This is a genomic window from Rothia sp. HMSC065C12 (assembly GCF_001812085.1).
GTDB classification, from domain to species: Bacteria; Actinomycetota; Actinomycetes; order Actinomycetales; family Micrococcaceae; genus Rothia; species Rothia mucilaginosa.
The window spans coordinates 266495-290913 of the sequence record NZ_KV807673.1; the positions used below are offsets into that span (position 1 = coordinate 266495).

At 58.6% G+C, this 24419-nt stretch carries 14 protein-coding genes; 11 read left to right on the plus strand and 3 right to left on the minus strand.

The genetic code is table 11. The features are described from left to right. Positions 1–38: 38 nt before the first annotated feature. The 9 genes from HMPREF2836_RS03440 to HMPREF2836_RS03480 all read left to right on the plus strand — a co-directional run bounded on the left by HMPREF2836_RS03440 (position 39) and on the right by HMPREF2836_RS03480 (position 17152). Complete coding sequence (locus tag HMPREF2836_RS03440) at positions 39–839, plus strand: SDR family oxidoreductase (RefSeq protein ID WP_070629455.1); 801 nt, start codon at positions 39–41, stop codon at positions 837–839. Between the two features lie 536 nt (positions 840–1375). Then, a complete protein-coding gene (locus tag HMPREF2836_RS03445) occupies positions 1376–3202 on the plus strand; it encodes an LPXTG cell wall anchor domain-containing protein (RefSeq protein WP_070629456.1) in 1827 nt (608 codons plus the stop codon). Positions 3203–3443: 241 nt separating this feature from the next. Further along, complete coding sequence (locus HMPREF2836_RS03450; RefSeq protein WP_070629457.1) at positions 3444–4451, plus strand: NADP-dependent oxidoreductase; 1008 nt, start codon at positions 3444–3446, stop codon at positions 4449–4451. Between the two features lie 554 nt (positions 4452–5005). Then, on the plus strand, positions 5006–7021 hold the full coding sequence (locus tag HMPREF2836_RS03455; RefSeq protein ID WP_070629458.1) for an adhesin: 2016 nt from the start codon (positions 5006–5008) through the stop codon (positions 7019–7021). Between the two features lie 297 nt (positions 7022–7318). Beyond that, entirely contained in the window at positions 7319–9133 is a 1815-nt protein-coding gene (locus HMPREF2836_RS03460; protein WP_070615882.1) for a propanediol dehydratase, read from the plus strand. 449 nt (positions 9134–9582) lie between these two features. Beyond that, the gene (locus tag HMPREF2836_RS03465) at positions 9583–11412 is read left to right on the plus strand and encodes a hypothetical protein (RefSeq protein ID WP_246822809.1); all 1830 of its coding nucleotides are present in this window, start codon (positions 9583–9585) and stop codon (positions 11410–11412) included. A gap of 457 nt (positions 11413–11869) precedes the next feature. Further along, on the plus strand, positions 11870–13360 hold the full coding sequence (locus tag HMPREF2836_RS03470; protein WP_246822810.1) for an enoyl-CoA hydratase: 1491 nt from the start codon (positions 11870–11872) through the stop codon (positions 13358–13360). A 178-nt stretch (positions 13361–13538) separates the two neighbouring features. Then, entirely contained in the window at positions 13539–16328 is a 2790-nt protein-coding gene (locus HMPREF2836_RS03475; protein ID WP_070629461.1) for an HtaA domain-containing protein, read from the plus strand. 83 nt (positions 16329–16411) lie between these two features. Beyond that, positions 16412–17152 carry a sirohydrochlorin chelatase gene (locus HMPREF2836_RS03480; protein ID WP_246822811.1) on the plus strand — a complete coding sequence of 247 codons (741 nt, stop codon included), beginning with the start codon at positions 16412–16414 and terminating at the stop codon, positions 17150–17152. Between the two features lie 129 nt (positions 17153–17281). Here the strand turns inward: HMPREF2836_RS03480 and nirD are convergent, their stop codons facing one another. After that, entirely contained in the window at positions 17282–17608 is a 327-nt protein-coding gene (gene nirD, locus HMPREF2836_RS03485) for a nitrite reductase small subunit NirD (protein WP_070615873.1), read from the minus strand. A gap of 545 nt (positions 17609–18153) precedes the next feature. On the opposite strand from nirD, the gene nirB reads away from it, so the two are divergent. Continuing rightward, on the plus strand, positions 18154–20823 hold the full coding sequence (gene nirB / locus HMPREF2836_RS03490; protein WP_070629462.1) for a nitrite reductase large subunit NirB: 2670 nt from the start codon (positions 18154–18156) through the stop codon (positions 20821–20823). 1 nt (position 20824) lies between these two features. Next, positions 20825–21736 carry a uroporphyrinogen-III C-methyltransferase gene (gene cobA / locus HMPREF2836_RS03495; RefSeq protein WP_070629463.1) on the plus strand — a complete coding sequence of 304 codons (912 nt, stop codon included), beginning with the start codon at positions 20825–20827 and terminating at the stop codon, positions 21734–21736. A 214-nt stretch (positions 21737–21950) separates the two neighbouring features. Here the strand turns inward: cobA and HMPREF2836_RS03500 are convergent, their stop codons facing one another. Both HMPREF2836_RS03500 and HMPREF2836_RS03505 read right to left on the minus strand, forming a co-directional pair. Beyond that, entirely contained in the window at positions 21951–22916 is a 966-nt protein-coding gene (locus HMPREF2836_RS03500) for a DUF6318 family protein (protein ID WP_070629464.1), read from the minus strand. Between the two features lie 338 nt (positions 22917–23254). Further along, entirely contained in the window at positions 23255–24190 is a 936-nt protein-coding gene (locus HMPREF2836_RS03505) for a DUF6318 family protein (RefSeq protein WP_070629465.1), read from the minus strand. Positions 24191–24419 lie beyond the last annotated feature (229 nt).

Here is a 24419-nt window from a genome sequence, read left to right on the forward strand (position 1 = left end):
CTGAGCACCCGCGGGCATCACTCTACTAGGATTAAAGTATGACTGAGAACACCCACATTCCTGCATCTCCTTTCCTGCCCCATACCGGTGACGGCAAAGTGGCCGTGGTGACCGGCGCATCCAGCGGTATTGGCCGAGCCACCGTACAGCAGCTAGTAGCAAGTGGCTGGACCGTCTACGCCCTGGCTCGTCGTACCGACCGTCTTTACACCCTTTATGCGGAGACCGGCGCTCATCCGGTGACCTGCGATGTGACCGATGAGCAGTCCGTTCAGTTCGTAGCCGAGCAGATTCTGGAAGAGCAGGGCACCATTGATGCCCTGGTCAATATTGCTGGCGGTGCTATCGGTGTGGACAAGGTTGCAGAGGGTAAGCCTGATGACTATCTGAAGATGTATCAGATGAATGTTCTTGGCATTCTGCATATGGTGCGTGCCTTCGCGGAGGCGCTGCGCCAGAATGGTTACGGCACGATCCTGAACCTGACCTCCACCGCTGCCGAGCACGGCTATGAGGGAGGCGCCGGGTACAACGCGGCGAAGTTCGGCGCTCGCGGCCTGACCGAGGCGCTTCGCCTGGAGGAGGCGGAGAATAATATTCGCGTGATTGAGATTTGCCCGGGCATGGTGCACACCGAAGAGTTCTCTCTGAACCGCCTGGGGTCCAAGGAAGCAGCCGAGCGCGTCTACGCGGGCGTTGAGAAGCCGCTGATCGCAGAGGACGTGGCGCAGACCGTGACCTTTGCGTTGAACGTTCCGCACCATGTGAACCTTGACCGTATTACGATTCGCCCGGTGGCCCAGCCGAGTCAGTTCAAGGTGATTCGCAAGGAGGGCTAAGCTCGCGGCGCGCCGTGACGCTTGAGCCTCAGCGAGGCTTTGATAGCCCCGCCTGCATCCTCGTGTGTTGGATGTGGGCGGGGCTTTCTCTGTGTTCTCGGGGCCCTATATAGAAGGTATACAGGAGGTACCTAAGGGGTTCTGGAGGGCAGGGGAGAGGCATGAAGGAGAACTTGAGGGAACTGTGAAGTGGTACGTGAGACTTTAAGGTTCACCGGGGTGAAAATGGCGAGTTAAAAATACCTATGGAAAACCCCATATTTTCTTCAAATGCAATCAAAAGACAGGGTTATATGCCCCCGTGTGTCAATAGATGACCATAAAATCTTCAAATTGGTCTGCATTAAGCCTCAACTTGAGGGGTGGTTTTATAACGATTTCATTACAGTTGCGCAAAGGCGGTGGTAAGCGGGCTAAACATTCAGAGGCAAATGCTAGCCTTTTAGCAGTCACACCCATGTATGGGCCTACTGCACCTTCAAAGACGGGGGCGCACCACGGTAGGTTCAACACCGATAATCAGAGATCGAGGAAAAATGTCGAAGACTACCCGTCGCGTTTACAAGATCGCAGCAGCGGCAGCCTTTACGGCTGGTTCCGTGGCAGCAATCCCGGCAACCTTCGCGGCAGAAGCACCCGCTGATCAGCAGCAGCAGGTTGTCGATCAGAAGGCAACTGCGCAGACTTCTTCCCTGTCTGGCGGCAACGCAACCGAGACCCCCAAGGCTGAGGCCCCTAAGGCTGAGGCAACCCAGGCACCTAAGGCTGAAACCCCTGCCCCCACTGCTCCGGCAACCGAAGCTCCTAAGGCTGAGGCAACCGAGGCACCTAAGGCTGAAGCTCCTAAGGCTGAGGCAACCGAAGCACCCAAGGCTGAAGCTACTGAGGCTCCTAAGGCAGAGACTCCTAAGGCTGAGACCCCCAAGGCGGACGCTACCGAGGCACCTAAGGCTGAAGCTCCCAAGGCTGAGGCAACCGAGGCACCCAAGGCAGAGACTCCTAAGGCAGACGCATCCGAGGCTCCCAAGGCTGAGACTCCTGCCCCCACTGCTCCGGCAGCCCCCGAGCCCACCACCCCTGCAACCCCGGCCCCCGAGGCAAAGCAGGCTGACCCCTCCGTCGTTATTGAGAACGCTCACTTCCCCGGTGACGCACAGTTCAACACCGTGAGCGTTGTTGCAACCGGCTTCTACGGCGAGAAGGTTGGCCCCGGCGTTCAGGTCAGCATCTACGCACTGGATGCAAACAACCAGGTCACCGGCGATGCTATCGCAACCGTTTCCGTGTCTGCAGACCAGATTCAGGACGGCTCCTTCAAGACCGCCTTCACTGTTGAGGCAAGCAAACTGCCCGCCGGCGCATCCTACGCTCTGGTTGCTGTCAGCAACCCGCTGGGTCAGCCCGAGCAGAAGCTTGTGGCTCTCTCCTCCTTCAAGGTCACTGAGTCCACCTCTCCCAAGACTGAGACCCCCAAGGCTGACGAGACTCCCGCTCCCGTAACCCCGACGCCCGAGACCCCGAAGGCTGACGAGACCCCGGCACCCGAGGCTCCCAAGACCGAGGCCCCCAAGGAAGAAACTCCTGCTCCGGAGGCACCCAAGGCTGAGACCCCCAAGGCTGACGAGACCCCCGCTCCTGAGGCTCCCGCAGCACCCGAGAACGCAACCCTCACCACCGAGGATGCATCCCTGAATCCGAACGACCAGTACAACGTTCTGACTATCAATGGTTCCGGCTTCACCCACGAGTCTGTTGCTCAGGGCGTTCAGATTAACATCTACCGCCTGGATGCTGACGGCAACATCACCGGCGAGGCTCTGGCAACCTACGATGTGCCTGCTTCCGAAATCATGGAGGGTACCTTCCGTGCGAAGGTCAGCATCCTGTCCGAGCGCCTGCAGCCCGGTTACGCATACGCAATGGTGGCAACCAGCGACCCCAACGGTCTGGTACACCAGGTAGCAGTAACCACTGCTGTTGTGAGCGATGCAGACCACCCGGCGCCGACCCTGCCGGCAGCTACCGAGGGTGACAACACCACCGTTCGCGATAATGGCGACGGCACCACCAGTGTCTTCACCGCTGAGATGCGCGAAGATGGCTCTGTTGTGGTGAGCGAGACCCGCGTACCTTCTTCTCAGGCACCCAAGGCTAAGGTTGGCAACGCATCTGCTGCTACCTCGTCGAAGGGTCACGGCCTGAGCACCTCCGGTTACCAGGGTTCGTCTTCGACCTCTTCTTCCTCTTCGAAGCAGCAGCTGGCTCACACTGGTGCTGAGGGTGTTGCAGGTATCGCTGGCGTTGGTGCCGCAGCTCTGATTGCTGGTGCTGCACTGATGCTCCTGCGCCGCCGCAGCCTCTAAGGTTTATCCTTTCACATAGAGTCTTATGAAACGCCCTCGTGGTTTCCTTGGGATTAAAATATTCCTGGAGACCGCGGGGCGTTTCTGTGTGTTCAGACCAGTGGGAACAACGTGCAAAGCGGTATTTTGCGGAACGTAACAATCGCGATAGTTGGACAAGCCGGTGCAGATTTGTTTGTTGCAGGTTTCCTGAGCCTGTGAGTTTTGGAGTCCCGAATTGGGAAGAAAGGAACGAGAAACGATGAGCGTGCAGGCGGTGCAGTATGACTGCTTTGGGCCCGTGGAGAATCTGAAGCTCGCGAACGTACCGGGGGAGAACCCCGAAGAGGGGCAGGTAAAGATTGCGGTTCATGCGGTCGGCCTGAACCCTGTGGACTATAAAATCTTTGAGGGTTCTCCTCAGCTCAAGATGCTCTCGCGCGTCATGAAAATCAGGAACCCCCGCCGCTGGTTTGAATCGAAGAAAGCACAGTTTCCTCGCGGAGTGGGGCGCGATTTCTCCGGCACTGTGACTGAGGTGGGACCCGGTGTATCGGGTTATCTTGTGGGTGACGAGGTCTTCGGAACCATTGTTAGTGCCCCCGGTCTGGGTACCAAGAGGGGGTCTCTAGCTACGGAAATTTGCGTGAATACCGGTGATATTGCGCTTAAGCCCGCCTCCATCGATTTTGACCATGCCGCTGCAATGGGTGTCGCGGCCTTGACCGTGGGAGGCGCCTTCCGCCATATTGGCGTGGGTGCGGGCGATACTGTGGTCATTTCTGCAGCCTCGGGCGGAATTGGGTCCACCGCCGTGCAGTATGCGGTGGCTCGTGGCGCACGGGTCGTCGGAATCGCGGGGGCTGTGAATGCCGAATTTGTTAGGTCACTGGGTGCTGTTCCGGTTGCCTACGGTGAGGGCGTTAGGGAGCGTGTGCTCAAGGCTGCTGAGGGCCGCGTGACGAAGTTCCTGGACTGCTATGGTGGCGACTACGTCAGCTTGGCATTCTCGCTGGGTCTGAAGGGTAAAGACATTGGAACTCTCGTTCCCTCGCCCAAGGTCATGATCAGGGGAGCGCAGTTTACGGGCCCCCGCCACTCGGAACACGGGGATTTTGAAGCCCTAGCCGAGCTGGTTACCGAGGGAAAGGTGTCAATTCGGCTGGATCGCGTGTACGGGTTCACGATTGAGGGCGTCCGTGCAGCATACCGCGATTTGAAGGCTGGCCATACGCGTGGCAAGAGAGTCGTTCGTATTACCGATTCATAGGGAGTTTATTACTGAGGGTGCTGGGGTGGGGTGGTGTAGCGGAATGATTTTGTCGACTTATTTTGTGCGTGGTTATTGGTACGTACGCTTTTAATCAATGTGCGGGAAAAGGCGCTGTGACCTGCATTTTTTCACTTAAAAGAAATAAATTAAATGCATGAATGTGCAGAATATTTTTATCTCAAATCCATTAAAACTGCATATGCATGCAATAAAACCTTGAACCTCAAGGGAGAGTTGAAAAATTTCGCCTAGTCCATGCAATTTGAGTGCTCTTGATACTGTTCCGGAGAGTAAAAAATATTCCATGTGGGTTATTGCACAAGAAAATAGTCAGGACGTAAAGCGTATTTACAGCAATAACCTAAAAAGTATTGTTAGTGTGGAATTACCGATAAATAGAGCGATTCCCTTCGCGGCAACTTCCACCATTACATGAATGTTATGACTAGTCCGTGCGTTATAGCGTTCATTCCCGAAGAGGTACCCAACCATCTTCAATCCGTGGCACCCTCCGGAGGGTATCGTTCACACTCACAGAAAAGGTGTGTTCCATGCCCGAACCCGCTCACTCAAAAACCCGAGCAACAGCCGCTATTGCTGCATCCGTCCTGTCCGTTACCGGTGTTGGTACTGCGCACGCAGATGTGCAGGTGCAAAATACCGGCGGAATTGCTTCATCGACTGCGGTAGAACCCGACAATCCCCCCTCCGCAACAAACGCAACCCCCATCGAAAACGTTGCCACCCAAACCTCCCCGCAGGTGTACGTCGAGCAGGGCGTCGTCATTAACCCGGCACGTTCCCAGAGCATCACCGTCACCGGTGAAGGCTTTACCGGCGGTGCCGTTGAACGTTACGGTGTGGCAGTGTACGTGAGCGAATACCGCCAGTACCCCCTCTACGCACTGGGCCGCGGCTCTGCAGTGACGATGACCCTCGTGCCCGAACTCGATGTGGACGGTGGCCGTTTCAGCACCCAGTTGACCCTGCCTGCAGGTACCCTCGACCCCAACCAGCAGTACGTCGTCGCAACTGCCGTGGTTGACCCTGCCAAGGGCTACGCGACGGAGGATCCCTCCTACAACTCCTCTGCACCGCTGGAGCTGCTGCCCGCAAATACTCAGGATGAGCCGCTGAATGCTCAGATTCTCTCGGGCCAGATGGAAATTCCACAGGAGAAGAACCTGGTGGTTTACAAGGTCACCGGCCTGGGTGAAGCGCAGGCATTTGAAGTGATGACCTACGTCTACGCCTTGGATAGCCAGGGTAACCGCATGCTGCTGGCTGTTTCTCCCGCGCGCGCCGACGTTGTGAACGGTACCCTCCTGGATGGCATTGAGGTGCCCGGATCCATGCTGGAAGAAGTTCAGAACGTCCACGAGAATCTGCGTTACGTGCTGAGCGTTGAGGTGGCTCCCTCTGCAGCTAATGGTTACACCGCCCAGGAAGTTGAGGTTCCCTTCATGAATGGTTGGAATGTACAGAATGGCTCCGCTCCGGTTGCCACCGCTGAGCGTGCAATGGCGGAGCAGGCACAGTTCAAGAAGAAGCAGTCTGCAGAGGAAGCGCAGCCCGAGCAGGCTACCCAGCCGACTCAGGGTGTTCAGTCCGAGCAGGTGGCCTCCTCGAATACTGCCGAGCAGTTCGACCACGTGCTGCCCGAGGATGATCCGCGCCGCCACTACGACCTGCCGCGTAACACCCTCTTTGACCGCGTCCATGACACCACCAAAGAAGACACTACCGAAGAACAGACCAACGACACCGCTAGCCCCGTGATGACCGCCCGCCTGCACGTAGAAGAAACCGTAGTTCCCGAAAACGATTCCGCAAAGACCCTGACCCTGCGTGGAGAGGGCTTCACCGGCGTCAGCTCGGTGCACCTGATGGTTAGCGCTATCGATGAATACGGAGTGGCTACCGGCGGCGTGATTGCGTCGGCTGACGTCTCTGAGATTGACGACTCCGGTGCTTTCACCGCACAGGTGCAGATTCCCGGCTCGGAGCTCAAGTCCGGTGCCACCTATCGTGTGAGCGCTGTGGCTGAGGATGAGCAGGGCACCGTGCGTATGGTCAATGGCGGCTTTACCGTCGAGCGCGATAGCGTGGATAGCCTGCCCACTACCCCTGAGCAGGATACGCCCACTGTCGAGGCTCCCGCAGCCGACACTCCCGCGGTCGAGACTCCCGCGGTCGATGCTTCGGTGCCTACTGAGCCTGCGGCTGATCAGGCTTCTGCTACCGAGCAGAAAGCGGGGGAGAGCGGCGCTGAGCAGAAGAATGACGCTCCGGCTAGTGATCAGGGTGCTCCCGCGCAGAATGTCCCTGCACAGAACGCCTCTGCACAGAAGGTTGAAGCGCAGAAGGGCAACGCGCAGAAGGCCGAAGCACAGGCATCTGGCTCCCAGAAGGTTGCCTCCGGTGCCCAGCAGAAGCGCGAGCAGTTGGCGGCTACCGGCGCCTCCAATATGTTGGTCATTAGTGCCGCTGGATCGCTGTCACTGCTTGCCGGTATGCGTTTGAGCCGCCGTCGCCGTAGTGAGATGCAGCTCAGTTCTCGCCGCTAAAACGGGGTAATTATTGCCCCACTAGGCAAAATACGCATATAGATGTAGGGATGTCCGAAATGCAAGATTCGGGCGTCCCTACATCTTTAACTTTTTCTAAGGTTATACCTATAATTTAGAGTGCTGTCATAGACGGTACTATCACTCTTTACCACCTCGTTCACCCGAGGTGAGGAGTCGCTGTGAAGCGCCTCCGGTCACCGATATCAGAGAACCGTTATTCTGCGCCTACTTCCGACCTTTGGGCGCAGGAGTCACACGACGATTCATCACACTCACTCACGAAAATAGGTGACCATGTTTTCCACGCAGCGAACTGCTCGCGGCGCGGCGCTAGTAGCGTCTGCCGCCCTCGGTTTGGGTGGCTCCGTCGCGCCTGCAACTCTGGCCCCCGCCACCTTTGCCTCTGCCGCTCACGCGCAGACTCAGCAGACCCCGAAGCCTGAACTTCCCATCGCCGTTGCCGCCGATGTGGTTAGCCACGACATTACCTTGGACCTGGTTGCTCAGAGCAATGACTACACCCTGCTGTCGTTGACCGGTGTAACCTCTTTGGAGAATCTGAGGGTTCGCCTGTCCGCCATCTCCGTTGAAGATGGCGTTGTGGCGACCATGACCGTACCCGCAGCCCAGATGACTGCCTCAAAGAATGAAGAAGGCAATATTGAGCTGAGCATCCACCAGCGCCTCAACGTTGAGCAGCCGTACATGGTGGAAATTGAGAATCTGAGCAACGGCGAGACTGTCTCCGTTGAGTTTATGCCCGAGTACGGTGTAACAGTCGACGAGATTATGGCTAGCAGCCAGAACATTTTCTTCCCGGACACCCCCGGTGTTCCCCGTGCTAACCGCGTGGAGGCGAATCCTGCCCCCGAGGTGTCCCTGAGCCCCAGCGCATCCCCGAGTGCCGCGAAGGATAGCCCGCGCCCGACGGTCGCCCCGGTACCTTCTGAAGCGCCGTCTGCATCGCAGAAAGTTTCGGCTCGTCCTTCTGCGAGTGCATCTGCTAGCGCCTCGGTGAGTGCGTCTGCCAGTGCTTCTGCTTCGGTGAGTTCTTCTACCAATGATGCGGCACCCGCTGAGGTGACCGAGGATCGTCTGTTGGTGCACTCCCGCTCCGATCGGGCTCCTGCGGAGACCCGTGAGGCGACCCTGGAAATTTCTACCGCAGAGCTGCGCGGATCGGATGAGCTGCAGCCGATTAGCGTGCGCGCTAGGAACGTTGCGGAGAGCGGCCTGGGCTATGACGTGATGGTCTTTGAAATGCCTGCTGACGGCGGTGCCGTGGGTTCACCGCTGGCGACCACGCATGTGAGCCCTCAGCAGGTGACTGATGCTTCTTTCTCTGCTGATTTGAAGGTTCCCGGTACCTCTTTGAATGCGGGTAAGCGCTACCGTGTGGTTGTGGTGGGTGGTAACTCCACTGAGGAGCTGCAGCTCATGGCGACCAGTGCTTTTGGTGTGAGTGTGATTCAGCGTGCGGTTCCTGTTGATCCGGCTCCGAAGCCTACGAATACTGTTGTTCACCCGCAGATTCCGATGATTTCTGATGCGAATCAGCGTGTGAGCCCATCGGCCCCTTCGGGTCGCGTGAGCACTGTGGATTCTTCAGATGCCTCTGCGGATGCTCAAGATTTGGTGACTGATTCTGTTGCTAAGATCCCGTCGGTGGATAGCGCTCTGGGCTATATTGTGCAGACGCAGCAGTCGGCGCGTGCGATTACCGCGCAGGCTCGTAGTTCTGTGGCTGAGACTGCGGTGGTTCCTTCGACGATGGTGATGTCTGGTTATGCGGTGATGTTGCCGGGGCGTACCGTGGTGAACCTGTTGGGTTACCAGTCTGCTGAGGGGGAGACGGTGACTGTTGCTTCGCCTCAGGAGAATGTGGGTGCTGCAGGTTCGGGTAGTTTCTATACGCGTAGCTCGAAGTCGCGCGGTGATTCTGCCGGTTCGAAGCTGGAGGCGAGCGCTCAGGATAATGGCCCGCTGCCGGAGGGTACCTTGCCGCTGAGTATTGCTCTGCTGGGTTCGGTTGCCTTTGTGGGTACTGCTGTTGCGGTTAATGTGTATCGTCGCCGCCTTGAGGGTGCTGAGGAGCTGGGTGCTGAGTAGGTCAGCTATTTGTTGCTTAGCGCTGTGAGGCGTGGCTCTCTGTAGGGGAGTTGTTGAGTGGGAGGCGCTCTGTCGGGTGCGTGCCGTATGGGTGCGTGTTCGGTGGGGCGCCTTCTGCGTGCCCGGATGTTTGACTCTATTGCGCGGTGGTCTGGTGCGCCTTGGGGCGGTGTAAAAATCTCTTTTTGGTGCACTTTAGAGAATATATTTTGACATTCGAATTTTGCGTTATTTATATCTCAGTAAAGTAATTAATTCCCTTTTATTTCGGTAATTATTGCGACATAAAGTTTTAGCACATGAATGCAATGCAACATTAAGTGCAATATCCGTGTTAGGCTAGGGTGTAACCGACGTACTGGTGCGCAAATACTTGGATAGAAACACCGGGCTTGTGGTGAGCCTTCCCTAGTCCAGGCTTTGCGCCTACATCGATCGAAATGGCGCACATGACTATCACTCGACTTCCGAAACGCATTCATGCTCTTTCGCTTGCAGCCGCTTTAGGTGCAAGCGCTTTTGTGCTTCCTGGCGCCTCCGCAGTAGAGGCTGAAGCAATTAACGTGAATGATTGCCTGGCGGCTCTGGTTAATAGCGAATTTGAATCGAGTTGCCCCTATGAAGACCTCGAAATTGAGGTCGACACTATTGAGATTCAGATTCAGTCCATCAAGGACGGTCAGGCAACCATTAAGCTCGCCCCCCTCTATGAGGGCGGCTACGTGGGCGATGCCTCTAGGGTGTACCTGGTAATGCAGTACTACGACGCCACTGGCACGTTGCTTGGGTCTGACACTTACGAGCCCTCCGCAATGCAGGTTGAGCGTGCGGACGACGGCTCGATGCTCGTCACCTTTGAGATGCCGCAGATGCCCCAGGAGGGCTACTACTCCATGAGCGTCATGGACCTGACGACCTCCGACGCGGGCTATGGCGAATTCATGATTTCTGAGGGTTCCCTCGTTCCGCACGCTATCCCGATTGAGGATGACTCTGACGAGGTGATGGTGGACAAGAAGGAAAACGCCCACCAGGTGCCGACCATTGACGAGCTAAAGACGATGGAAAAGCTTCGTGAAGAGGAGCAGAAGAACCAGCAGGCTGCAGATCAGAAGGGTAGCAAGGATAAGGTTAAGACTGAGGTGCCTTCCGAGTCTGCTGAAAACCCGAACCTCGAAACCCACACGCAGAAGCTGGAGCAGGTCTCCGGCGGATTGACCTCTTCTCGCGATACTCAGACCCTGAGTGTTGCGGAACTGAAGGTCGCCTATGCTGAGGTTCGCTCTGATAAGGAAACCAAGCCGGTGACTATCAGCGCAGCGCGTCTGCCCGCGAATGCGGCTGGCTACGACCTGATCGTGGTTGAAACCGATATGAGTGGCAACCATAAGGGTGATGCGCTGTCCATTACACACATCAGCTCTGATCGCATTATGAATGGCGCGTTCAAGGAAGAGGTCGGCATGCCCGGCTCTCTTCTGAAGACCGGCTCGGTGTACACCGCCTACCTGGTGCATGCGGACGATACTGAGTACGCGGAAGAAGTTGTCTCGGTGCGATTCAAGGTCAGTGGTGAGGCGACCGGCAACTCATCCTCCTTGACGAAGGATGAGCTGCCCCGCCAGGATGCAAGCGCATCGCTCACGTCCAGCACCAATGCGGCCGAGGCGACCGGTACCACTCAGGGTAGCCCCTCGGCTGCTACTAGCGCCGTCTCGACTCGTTCTGATGACACCCAGTCGGGCTCGGGTCAGTCTGCCGCGAGCGCACCCCGCTCCACTCTGGATGCGGTGAGCGCCATGTCCAAGGCAAAGGAAGCAAAGGCTGAGCGTCAGCGTCAGGCTCTGCAGGCTTTGGCTCAGGCACGTACGATGGCTCCGCGTTCGGCTTTTGAGCCGACTCGCACCAATCAGATTTCGGCGTACAGTTCGGGTTCTGATCCGGCATCTATCGCTGCTACCGCGAAGCTGGATGCTTTGACGGATGAAGAAAAGGCAGCGTCGGCAGCTTCTGGTAATGGCAATAAGAGTTTCCCTTCCGTGGTTCATTCGGAGTCTAATAATCGTTCAGCTACGGTGAACTCGAATACCACTCAGGTGCACTCCACCGCGAATGCTGAGCGTCAGGATGGCGTGAAGGCTGCAGCTTCGGCGGAGTCTCCCGCTAGTGAAGAGGTCGCGCAGCACGGTGTAGCTTTCTGGGCTCTTGGAGGCACCGGTTTGGCGCTGGTGGTTGGTGCCGCGTGGCTGGCTCACCGCAGGGGAGTCCTCGGCGGCTAACGCCCCTAATCCGTGCTTTTTGACGGCATCGCATAGTATGTTCGTTGTTTCATGAGGGACACTCACCCCCGCTATCTGTTGGTGCAGATTCCAGGGGGCGAGTCGTGCATTCAGGGTGTTCAAAAAAACTCTACCCTCGCGTGAATGAACCTTAAGGTTCGTGATAGGGTTGAAATAACCGATAAATAGATGCGAGCTGTTGTCAGGTCTTCTTCACCTGAAATATGAAGCGGAGTGTGGTACGACGAATCCGGGTGCATGGCGCACTCGGGGGTCCGCGCGGCACATGAGGAACGGGCAGTAGCACGCACATTTCCACCATGAAAAGACGCATTGCATGAGTATTTATTCAGCGAAGCACCGTATTGTCACCGCAACCATTTTGGTTGCGGGGCTTCAGTGCGGGCTTGTTGTACCCTCTGTCGCAACGGAAGCGCCCGTCACGACGCACTCTGCCGTGCAAAAAACTACGACCCTGGACGCGACCCCGAATCAAACTGAACAGAACCCGGAGGTTCAGGGTGCCGCCTCCACAATCACCATGAAGGCGCAGCTCAAGGATGATGGTTACCTGCTACGCTGGACAGGCTTCCCCGAAGATTTGGAGGCCTCCAGCGTTCTAGTTGACGTGAACTTTTACACCCCTTCCGGTGAGTACGGTGGCTCCGTCCTGGAGAACCCGGCCCTCTCTGAAGGAACCAAGGAAGGGGAGCTGAACCTCCTGATGAGCCCGGCAACGGACTCGAACGTCGTGTACGTGATCGTTCTGGAGGATACGGTCCACGGCGCCTCCTACGAATTTTTTGTGACCGAGCAGGGGAACCGCCTGGTCCAGGCTGCTGACCCGCGCAACGGTAAGGTAAAGCCCACCCAGCCGCCGGTCGATATTGAGCGTGAAGAGGGAGGAGCCCCCGAAGAGACTGCCACCCCCAGCCCCGGGGCAGTGAGCCTGCCTTCGCCTACCGCTACTGACACGGTCCGCCGTACCGTAGACAACCCGCAGAACAAGGATTCTGGCCAGTACGTTATCTCCGAAGACAATAGCGTGTATGACCCGATGAATCAGCGCAAGGGCAAGGCGTACCTGTCCATTCAGGACTCGCAGGGTGACTCTCGGGATGATACGAAGCCTGTTACGGTCCGTGCCACGAACTTCCCCCAGAATGACAAGGGTTACGACCTGATCGTCATGGAAATCGACTCCAACGGCAACACTGTGGGTGACGCGCTCGCCATTGTGCACGTTAGTCCGGAATCGATTTCTGCGGGCGCTTTCGAAGCGGTGATTGGTGTGCCCGGTGCGTCCCTACAGATTGGTAAGACGTACCTGGTGGCGGCTTTTGATGCTGCCGGTGACGGTAACCTTCAGCTCAATACGGTGCGTTTTACGGTGACTCAGGCATCCTCTGAGAATGGCGGGTCGTCGTCCGGTCCTTCGTCTAAGAGTGAGGGGAAGCCGGTTGCGGCTTCTTCCGCCTCTCCTTCGACTGCCTCTGAGACTGCGAACGCATCCGGCGCGAAGGCACCCGCTGCGGGTTCTAAGTCTAGGACCCGCGGTATTCAGGCTGATACCGCCATGGCTCCGGGTACTAATGACGCCACGATTTCTATTCCGCGCCCCTCGGGTGGTTCCGCTACCGAGTCTTCCTCGGCTCTGGGGTACCGCACTGAGGAGGCGCAGCCTGTTCGGGTCGCGACCCCCGATTCTAACCTACCTTCGGGTACCGATTCGGCGGCTCAGTCTCGCCGTGCCGCGATTCTGAACGGTTCTTCCTCTCAGGTTCGTACTGATTCTGGATCGCCGAATGGTGTGAAGGCAACGGAGGCGCAGATTACCCGCACCATGGATAAGAGCTCGCCGCTTCTGCCGATTTTGGTGACCCTGGGTGGCGGTCTGATTCTGGGTGCTTTGGGTATGTCACGTATGCACGCTTCGAAGAAGGATTAGTCGCGTAGGGGTTGGGGTAGTGGCGGCCCCTGGTGCCTGTTGAGGGGGTATTGCTCTGTCGGTGTGCTGTGGGGTGGTTTGTCACAAAACGGTTTCTTGGAACCTGATGTTGAGAAATACTCACGCTATCGATATAGTAAGCCTGTCCTAACAGTGTCGATAGTATGGATACACACCAATGAAGATTTTCACATCTGGCCCCCGCCTCTCCAAGGGAGCCTGCGCCCTCGCTGTCGCTGGCGCTGTCGCCCTGCCCCTGGCACCCGTTCTCGCCGAGAACATTAATATCGCTGCCCAGAACGTTGCCGCACAGAACGTCGCTGCAGGCGACCAGGCAACTGCAGGCGCGTCCTTCGGCTGGGGCGTGCGCGCCTCCTTCCTGTCCTACAACGGTATGCCCCGCGAAATGACCGACGGCGCAGCCTGGGACGCAACTGCAAAGCAGTTCACCTTCACCCCGACCTCCACCACCGTCTCTGAAGACGGTAAGCAGGTCACCCTGCAGGCTGCCGGTCGCCTCTGGTTCACCGGCCACTGCGCCGAAGGTCAGGACCCCGAAACCGGCTGCGCCCTGAACCTCACCTTCTCCAACCCCCGCGTGGAACTGAACCTCGCTGACGGCACCGGCTCCCTCTACATGACCGTGCGCACCAAGAACTACGCCTCCGGCAAGTTCGAGGGCCCCATGGAAGTCAAGATGGCGACCCTGAGCACCGGCACCGCCAAGCAGAGCGAGAAGGATGGCGTGGTCAGCATCAGCGGCATCTCCGCGAACCTGACCGCCGACGGTAACCACGCCTTCTCCGACTTCTACAACGAAGGCGCCAGCCTCGACCCGCTGAGCATCTCCTACACCGGCAGCGCAGCTAGCACCCCCAAGAGCGCCTACAGCGTCGCTGAGTCTTACAACACCGGTGCGGGCGTGAACCTGCCCCAGAACACCGCACGTCTGGGCCAGAACCACATCGTGCACGTGGCACCCCCGAGCTTCGGCGGCGACACCACCTACACCGTGCTGACCAGCTCCAACCTGAAGATGACCGACACCGGCGTACTGAAGGCCAACAAGGGCGTTTTCGCGGTGGATGCTGACGGCAACCGCATGCTCGTCATCAACAGCGAGACCAACAAGCCCGAGCTGTACACCGTAACCGCTGAAGGTAAGCTCGTCTCCTCCGGCACCTACTCCAACGCAGACCTCGGCACCACCACCGTCAAGGCAATCGGCTACAACCCCGCCAACAACACCTGGGGTATCGTCAGCATTGACGGCCAGGGCGGCGGCAAGCTCACCATCATTGACGCATCCGGCAAGGCAACCTCGCAGGCTCTGCCGAAGCCCGACTCTATCGACCCGCAGGTTGTGAACGCCTACTCGCTCGACGAGTACTACGGCGACTCGTTCTCCAACAACACCGTGACCCTCGCACCGCTGCCCGACGGCAGCTTCGTGTACGCGCCGTCGACTTCCATCTACGATGCGGCCGGCGAAAAGGTGGTTCAGAAGGGTCACCTGCTGCACATGAGCAGCAACGGCGTGTCCCTGGTGCCGAACTCTTCACCCGCAGGCTACGACACCGCCCTGCCCTCGACCCTGGTCAGCCCCAAGGGCTACATTTACCGTTGGAACAACTGGTACGGCGGTAAGGTGCAGATCCTCAAGTACGAGAACGGCACTTTCAGCGTGGTCCGCGAGTCCGCAACTCTTGAGGGCTTCGAGAAGACCGAGGTTGCCACCATGTTCCTGACCCGCGCGGGTAACGTGGTTGTGGTGGACGCATCCGGCTCCCGCCTGGTGTTCATGGATGAGACCCTGAACAAGGTGAACGAGGTGGTGCTCTCCTCGATGCGCAAGACCGACAAGAGCGGCGGCTACAACGCTCTCGAACTGCCCAACGGCGATATTATCTACCCGACCAGCTTCGAGAACCCGAACACCTACGAGGATCAGCTGTGGCTGAACCGCCTGGCAGCGAACTCGGCACCGACCCCGGCTCCCGAGCCCACTAAGTCTGCTGAGCCTACCGTTGCTCCCACCGTAGCTCCGACCGTGGCACCGACTGCTGAGCCGACTAAGGCACCCGAGCCGACCGTTGCTCCTACTGCAGAGCCGAGCGTTGAGCCCACTAAGCCTGCTGAGCCGACTGTCGCGCCCACCGAGGCACCCTCTGCTGAGCCTACCGTCGCGCCGACTGTTGCTCCCACCGCTGAGCCGACTGTTGCACCGACCGTCGCGCCTTCTGCTGAGCCCACTGCGACCGCAGAGCCCTCGGCAACTGCAGAACCCACTGTGGAGCCTTCGGTAACGGCTGAGCCCACCAAGACTGCAGAACCGACTGCTGAGCCCACCAAGACTGCAGAACCCACCGCAGTGCCTTCGGAGGAGCCCACCTCGCCGTCTCTGCCGACCGCATCCGTGGCACCTTCTGTAGCCCCGAGTGCTTCTGCAACCCCGAGCGCATCGGTGAGCGCTTCCCCGACCGCAGTTCCGAGCGTTCCCGCCGTGACCCCCTCGGTGAGCGCGTCTGCATCGGCGTCCGCTAGCGCGTCTGCTTCTTCGAGCGCGTCTGTGAGCGCGTCGAGCTCCGCAAGCAGCTCCAGCAGCGCATCGGTGACTGCATCGGCTAGTGCGTCTGCTTCTTCGAGTATGTCCGCAAGCGAGTCTGCATCCGCGAGCGCTTCCGCTTCTGAGAGCAGCACTGCAGACCAGAACGCAGCCGGCCACAAGGGTGGCTCCAACGGCGGTTCTGATGCTGGTTCCGGTGCCTCCGACAACTTGGGTGTGAGCGGCTCCAATGGCGGTTCCTCTAACGGTGGTTCTTCCGCAGGTGGTTCCTCGACCTCCGGTAGCTCCTCCTCCAAGCTGGCACAGACCGGCGCATCCGGCGCTATGTTCGCCGCAGCAGCTGGTGCTATCACCCTGGCTGCGGGTACCGCACTGGTCGTGGCTCGCCGCCGCAAGAGCTAAAATTTAGCCTTCGTGCAACACCCCGCTTCGCCACTCGTGTTCATGAGTGGGGGAGCGGGGTGTTCCTTTCATACAATGGAAATATGACTATTCTGAATGTAATCGCAACTTCGCACGGCACTGACTCGGTCGCCGGTCGTGAAGCTATCACGCTGATTCGTGAGCAGATCAAGTTCCTGCTTGCCCAGCGTAATGACGGTGTGGAGTACCGTGTCCACGCCGCATATGTGGATGTGGAATCTCCCAGCGTTGATGATGCCGCAGCCTCTCTGCCCAATGATGAGCCCTGCGTGATCGTGCCGATTCTGCTGTCGACCGGCTTCCACACTCAGGTGGATTTGCGTCGTGCCGCACGCAATAGCGGTATTGAGCGTATTAGTATTGGCGAGTCTCTGGGACCGGATGCACGTCTTGCCGCTCTGACCCGCGCCCGCCTGGAAGAGGCTGGTTGGACTCCCGGCGACGGCCCTGTGGTGCAGGGTGCCGCTGGTTCTTCCCGCGCCGATGGTCGTGCCGATATGGAGCGTGCCGCTGAGCTGCTGGCTGACGAGCTGAACGCTCCGGTACATCACGGCTTTATTGCCGCTATCGATCCAAAGTTCCACGAGGTCGTTGCCGAACATCAGCCTAAGTTTGCCGCGACTTACCTGCTGGCGGATGGTTTCTTCTCCGGTAAGATGCGCCGTGATGCTGAGTCGACCGGTGTGCCGGTGAAGGTTGCCGCGCCGCTGGTGAACGCGCAGGGTGGTGCTTCTGCTGCCGTGGTGGCGGAGTGCTTTATTGACCGCATGGATGCCGCTATTGCCCAGCTGGATGCCGCCTAGATGACTTAAAATCAGGCTAGTGCGCTCGCTGTTCACTCACCTGATGAGGGGCTTCTGAAAATCCATACAAAAAACCTCGGGAGGTGATTCTCCCGAGGTTTTTTGTATGTAGCTGAAGTAGCTGAGTGCTTAGGCAGTCTTGAGGTAGACGTCGCCGTCGCGGACCTCTACGGGGTAGACCTTGATGGAGTAGGAGGGGTCGGAGACGCACTCACCGGTGGTCAGGTCGTAGACCTCCTTGTAGAGGGGGGAGGTGATGGTGGGGTTGCCGTTCTTCTCACCGACGATGCCGCGTGCGAGGACCAGTGCCTGGCTGTGCGGGTCGAGGTGGTCGCTAGCGTAGATGCCGTGCTTGGTCTTGTAGATGGCGTACTGGTAGCCGTCGACCAGGGCGACTTCGCCCCAGTTTTCTTCGAGGTCAGATTCGGCGCAGATGCGTACCCAGTTCTCAGCCATGGGGGTTTCCTTTCGAAGTGGTGGTCTGCGCCGCGCGGGGTGCAGGACACAATAGCGGTTCGTGTGTTCTTTGTTTGGAGTTTACCTTATGAAACCCACATTTGGAAATGGGGCGCGCGGAGGGTGCTAAAGGTTATTTTTACCCTAAAAGATGCTCTCAAATTTCATAGATTAGCCTTACCTAAATTAGGTTTAGATAAGGTAAGAATACCCTATTCCAGCCCGGTATTCCGCGGATTTTTTGGAAAATTTTCCCAAAAAATACGGATTTTCGATGCTGCGACCCCGCGCTAGAGTGTACGATAAAAGTCGTAGTTTAAAACGCCTTTTGACTGCCTGAAGAAAACAACATAATCCCACACAAAAATGTTTCGTAATTTTCAGATGCATTCTAAAGAAGCGGGCGCTCCAACTACTCGGTACGCATCAGGTACGAGCCCAACGGTACGGAAACTAGGAGTTCCAATACCGGGCACGATCCAGCCGCACACTGAGGGTAGATAAGTGCCATGAACTACCTGCATTACAACTAGGAAGGAAAATCCATGTCGCACACCCCCCGCAACATTCTCGTTGTCGGCGCAGGCCCCGCTGCGTGGCGTTTTGTACGCGCGTACCACGAAGGCGCTGAAGCTGCCGGTCGCGCAGCGGACACCATCACCGTCCTCAACGATGAGCCCTACATCCCCTACGACCGCGTTGCTATCGAGAAGATTTTCAAGGACACCGAGAAGGACCTGACCCTCGGTGACCCCGAACTGTGGAATGCAGAGAACATCAACCTGGTCAACAACTGCCACGCAGAGAAGCTTGACCGCACCCGCCGCGTCGTCACCGACACCGAGGGCAACGAGTACCCCTACGACGTGCTGGTCTTCGCGACCGGTTCTCGCGCGGTTCGTATCCCCATTCTTAACTCGGATGCCGCACACGTCTTCCGCACCATTGACGACGTGAAGAACATGGTCTCCGAGGTCAACCGTCTGCAGTCCACCCTGGGCCGCGCACCCCGCGGTATCGTCGTCGGTGGCGGTCTGCTCGGCCTCGAAGCAGCTGAGGGTCTGAAGGACCTGGGCGCAGAGCCCACCATTCTGGACGTGGCACCCTGGCTGCTCTCCGTTGAGGTTGACCAGGGTGGCGGTTACGCCGTGAACGCCCAGATTAAGGCAACCGGCATTGAGATTGAGACCGGCGTGTACATCTCCGGCATCAACAAGGATGCTGACGGCAACGTCGTCTCCGTCTCCATCGCAGATTCTCCCTCTGAGGATGCAGAAATCCGCACCCTGCCCGCCGACATGGTGGTCTTCGGTGCCGGTATTCGCCCCAACGACGAGCTGGCACGCGACGCCGACCTGGCACTGGGCGAGCGCGGCGGTATTCTCGTCAACGACGCATGCCACTCCTCCGACGAGCACATTTGGGCTATCGGTGAGGTCGCCTGCGTGCTGGGCCGCACCTGGGGTCTGGTCGCACCGGCTAACGCTATGGCTGACGCTGTTGCAGCTAACCTGCTCAACGACAACGAAGAAGCTCAGGTTGAAGAGTTCGACATCGCAACCAAGCTGAAGTTCTCTGGCGTTCAGGTCGCTGGCTTCGGTGACCGCCGCGGCACCACCGAGGGTTGCCTCGAGGTTCTGTTCGCAGACCCCGCACGCGGCATGTACCAGAAGATCGTGACCAGCGGCGACGCAAAGACCCTGCTCGGTGGCGTGTTCGTCGGTGACACCGCTCCCTTCGACTCCCTCAAGCCCCTGCTTGGCCGCGAGCTGCCCGCTGAGCCGAACGTTTACCTGACCGCAGCTGGCGGCGGCGACGGCATCCCCGACACCGAACTGCCCGACGACGCAATCCTGTGTTCCTGCAACAACATCAGCTTCGGTGCTGTCCGCGAGGCAATCGTTGACGGCAACCACGATGTTGCGTCCCTGAAGTCCTGCACCACCGCGGGTACCCAGTGTGGTTCCTGTGTTCCGATGCTGCAGAAGACTTTGGAACAGCAGATGAAGAAGATGGGTCTGACCGTCTCCAAGGCACTGTGTGAGCACTTCGACTTCTCCCGTGCTGAGCTGGCTGAGGCTGTGCGCCTGACCAGCCTGGACGACTTCGACTCCGTGCTGGCACGCTTCGGTCGCGGTGGCGACGGCTGTGCTATCTGTAAGCCGACCGTTGCGTCGATTCTCTCCTCCTTCCGCAACTCCTACGTCCTGGACGCAGGCCGCGGTGGTATTCAGGAGACCAACGACCGTGCGCTGGCGAACATGCAGAAGAACGGTACCTACTCCGTCGTTCCGCGTATTCCCGCAGGTGAGATTCCCGCTAAGAAGCTGGGTGTCATCGCAGAGGTCGCTGAAGAGTTCGGTCTGTACGTGAAGATCACCGGTGCACAGCGTATCGGTATGTTCGGTGCTCGCCTGGAGCAGCTGCCCTACATTTGGGAGCGTCTGGTGGATGCTGGCTTCGAATCCGGTCAGGCATACGGTAAGTCCCTGCGTAACGTGAAGTCCTGCATGGGTTCGACCTGGTGCCGCTTCGGTGTTCAGGACTCGACCGGTATGGCAGTCAAGCTCGAGAACCGTTACCGCGGTCTGCGTTCCCCGCACAAGTTCAAGTTCGGTGTTTCCGGTTGTAACCGTGAATGTGCTGAGGCACAGGGCAAGGACGTTGGTCTGATTGCAACCACCAACGGCTGGAACCTGTACTTGGGTGGTAACGGTGGTGCGAACCCCGCTCACGGTCGCCTCTTCGTCAAGGACGCCTCCAGCGAGGACATCATCCGCTACATTGACCGCTACCTGATGTACTACATCCGTACCGCAGACAAGCTGCAGCGTACCGCTCGCTGGCTCGAGGATCTGGATGAGGAGCACGGCGACGGTCTGGCACACCTGCAGTCCGTCCTCATTGAGGACTCCCTGGGCGTGTGCGAGGACCTGGAGCGCGACATGCAGCGTCACGTTGACTCCTACGAGGACGAGTGGGCGGCAACCCTGCGCGACGAGCGCCGCCTGCGCCGCTTCCGTGCCTTCATCAACGAGCCCAACGGCAGCGACGAGGGTTCGCACCTGTACGTGCTGGAGCGCGAGCAGATTCGCCCCGCAACCCCCGAGGAAATTGCGGCGGCAGAAGCTGGCGAGTCCAACACCGTCCTGCTGACCGGTGCCAAGATTCCCGTGGGCAAGCCCAGTGACCTCAACCCGGTCCCGGCAGCGTAGTATGTGCCCGAAGATTCCTCCGTTCCCGCCCCGCGAGTTCGCCACTATTGACGAAATCCTCGCGGGCGGGGCGCCCGGGCACACCCTGGACGATAGCGTGACGGAACGCGGCATCCTTCTGCCCGGCGAGCCTGCTGAGAACCCCGGCAAGGTCTACATTGTGGGTGGCGGCCCCGGTGCCGCTGACCTGCTGACCCTGCGTGCGGCACGTGCCCTGAGTGAGGCGGACGTGGTTCTTCTGGATCACCTCGCCCCGCAGGAGTACGGTGAGTACGCGCCGAACGCCCTCATTGTTGATGTGGGCAAGGTTCCCGGTAAGCACGCTGTTCCGCAGTCCCGCATTCAGCAGCTCATGATTGATTACGCGCTTTCGGGTAAGACCGTGGTGCGTTTGAAGGGTGGCGACCCGTACGTGTACGGTCGCGGTGCTGAAGAGCTGGATGCGTGCATCGCCGCAGGCCTGGAGGCTGAGGTTATCCCCGGCATTACCAGCGCCATCGCGGTCCCTGCGCGTGCGGCGATTCCGGTGACCCTGCGTAAGGTATCCTCGATTTTCACCGTCATTTCTGGTCACTCCGGCCTGTCGGAGACCGAAGTGTCGGCGGTTGAGGCGACCCTGCGCGCCCAGGGCACCGTGGTGCTGCTGATGGGCGTTCGTACCCTGCCCGATACGGTGGCGTCTCTGCTCTCTCGTGGGATTGAGGCTGACACGCCGCTGGCAACCATTGAGAACGGTTTCTCTGAGAAGGAGCGCGTGACTGTCACGACCCTTGAGAACGCTCAGGCAGATTGCGCATCGGTTAGGGCGCCGGCTATTACCGTCATCGGTGAGGTCGTGCATTATGCTCGCGATGATCAGAACCGCTTTGTGAGCGAGGTTCACGAGCGTCTGCGTGAGCGTTCCACCTCCTAGAGGCGGTGCGCTAGATAGTATTGCACAGCCCCGCATCCTTGGTTTTCCTAGTTGCCGAGGAGCGGGGCTGTTGCTGTGCCGGGTTATATTGCTGCGCCGGAACGCCGCGGCACAAAAACATACGAAAGCGGGGCGGGTATCAGTTGATACCCGCCCCGCTTTCATCAGGGGCGCTGCGCTCAAATCCTAATCTTGGAGCTTAGAATCTCAGAGCCTAGACCTTGAAATCGCTACTGCTACCGGAGCTAGAGCCACCGGAGCTGCCGGAGCCGCCACCGCTGGACTTGCTTGCCGAAGCCGATGAGGAGGGGCCCTCAAAGACCTTGCGGAATCGGTCGCTGTACTCCGACACAAAGTACTCGCGGCTGGTCACGCGCCACTTGCCCTCGGCGTACACCACGTAAATCACGACATCCAGGGTGCTTGCCTTCTGAGGCTCACCCGTGCCCTTCTGGTAGATGGTGTACTCCTTGACAACATCCCGGCAGGGGAACGCCACAACAGCCAAATCGGAAGAGGCAAGAGCCTTCGCATCGAGATCGTCACGGATGCTCAGCTTACTCTCGTAGTCCTTAGTCCAACCACCCGCAGCGTAGAGCTTAGCAATAGCCTTCAGATTGTTGACCAGACCGCTGTCAGCGCCGTGGACCAGACCCTTGAGGTACTGCAGGTCGCCGTTGTACATCGCGGCAATGTACGCGCTCTGGTAAGCAGCCAGAGTCTTGTAGGCGCCCTCGAGACTGACGGTACGCTGAGCCACCGTATCAATGACCGGGATCGGAACGTTCTTCGCGGGGGAGGTGTCGGTCGGCTCAACATAGTGCGCAATGGCGGGCTTGTACTCGTACTTGACGTCGCCAATGTACTTCTTATAGTCCTTCAAGAACTCGTCGGACGGAATAATCTTCGCGCTACTACGGCTTGACGAGGACGAAGACGAAGCGGATGCCGAAGCCGAGACAGACTCAGAAGGCGAAGCCGACGCAGAGGGGGAGGCGGAGGCGCTCGGGGAGCCGGAGAAAGTGTCGCCGCTACCGGTGGGGCGAATATCCTTGTTGAAGGCGCATCCTGCTAGAGTCAAAGCACCGGCGGTCAGACCGCCAAAAAGAACGGTGCGGCGGGTCAATCCGTTTCGGTCGTTAGCAGAGAAGCTGGTGTGTGCACTCGGCCGGAAGGACATGGTATCTCCTGAAAGTGGTTGATCGAGGTAGCTCGCTTCACAACGCTGTGATGCGTACGAAAGGATCCGCCTCATCGTTTTTGTATGGTGCGCGGTACAGGGGGGGGTACCGGGATACAGGTGTGCCGGAGCGTGAACTGCGGCGATACGAAGTATCCACTTCTTACTATAGAAGACTGGTTTTAAAACTTCGTCAAAAAACCCTGGACATTGTCTTTAAGGCACAATAACCCAAAGTCGGTGAGGTGCAGGGGGGTGCGCCTCCTCGACTTTGGGCTAGTGCATATGGAATTGATGAGACGGGCTGCTCTCGACTAGGGTATTAGACCCCTGCGGATTTAGACCTTAGTGGAGCCGCGACCCGAGGACGAAGAACCGCTAGAACCGGCAGAACTGGAACCTCCGGAGCCAGAAGAGTCGGAAGAGCCCTTGCCGCCATTCAGACGCTCGTTCAGATAATCGTTGCCGATTCGCCACCACTTACCCTCGGTGTAGAGCATCACGTGCGGAATAGCCACCTGAGTAATCGCCGGTATCTTGCGTTCGGTGCCGTCCGGCTGATGGATGGCGGTGGCAGAATACTTGGCGTCCATCATGATTTCTACGTAGCCGTCACCGTTCTTCAGAGCGGTTCGAGGCTCCGTATTCCGCATGGAAATGCTGCACGTGAAGTCCATGTACCAGCCGTTCTGCTCATACAGTTCCTTGACTGCTTTAACCTCGTCGATGGCGCTCTTGTCTGCCGGGTAGGTCAGCTCAATCGCCTGATCTGCATAGTGGCCATCCTTGAGTGCAGTGATCTGAGCACTGTAGTAGGCACGCAACGTCTCGTAGGCGCCCTGGAAGGTCGGTTCTTCACGGTGCGGAACGGTCTTGAGGGGCTTAGGTACGTTCTTCGCAGGGGAAGAATCCGTTGCGGACTGGTACTCGCCCATGTATTCGCCGGTCAGTTTCAGAGGGCCGGGGTACTTTTCCCAACCCTCAACGAGTGCATCCTCAGATACGGGTACGCGTGCCGCGCTGGACGAGCTGCTCTTAGCGCTTGCTGATGCGGTCGCCGAAGCAGACTGTGAAGCAGACGGCGAACTAGACGCAGAAGCGGTCGCGCTCGCGGAAGGGGTGGGGGAGCCGACCTTCGCTTTTGCTTCTTCGCTCAACGGGCGAATATCGGAGGCGCAACCGGCCATGAGGGAAACCGCGCCACCGAGCAGTAGGGCGCGGCGGTTCATTAGACGGGAAGCGGCGGAACGGGTGCTCGAAGAGGGTGAGAGCATCGGTGAACTCCTTGAATTATGCCGAGGCGGGCTCGGGGCACCCGGCGGCGGGCGCGTGGTTGTATGGCGTGTTGGGTGAGGCCGTGAAAGGGGATAAAACTTCGGGCAAATGCCGCGGTTTCAGCCCAAATCCGGAAGTGACCTCGGGCGCGTACATGCTGCTGGTGGAGCGAACGGATACGCGGTGAACTCATCGTTGAGACTGCTATGTTCACACCCCGGTGAGAGG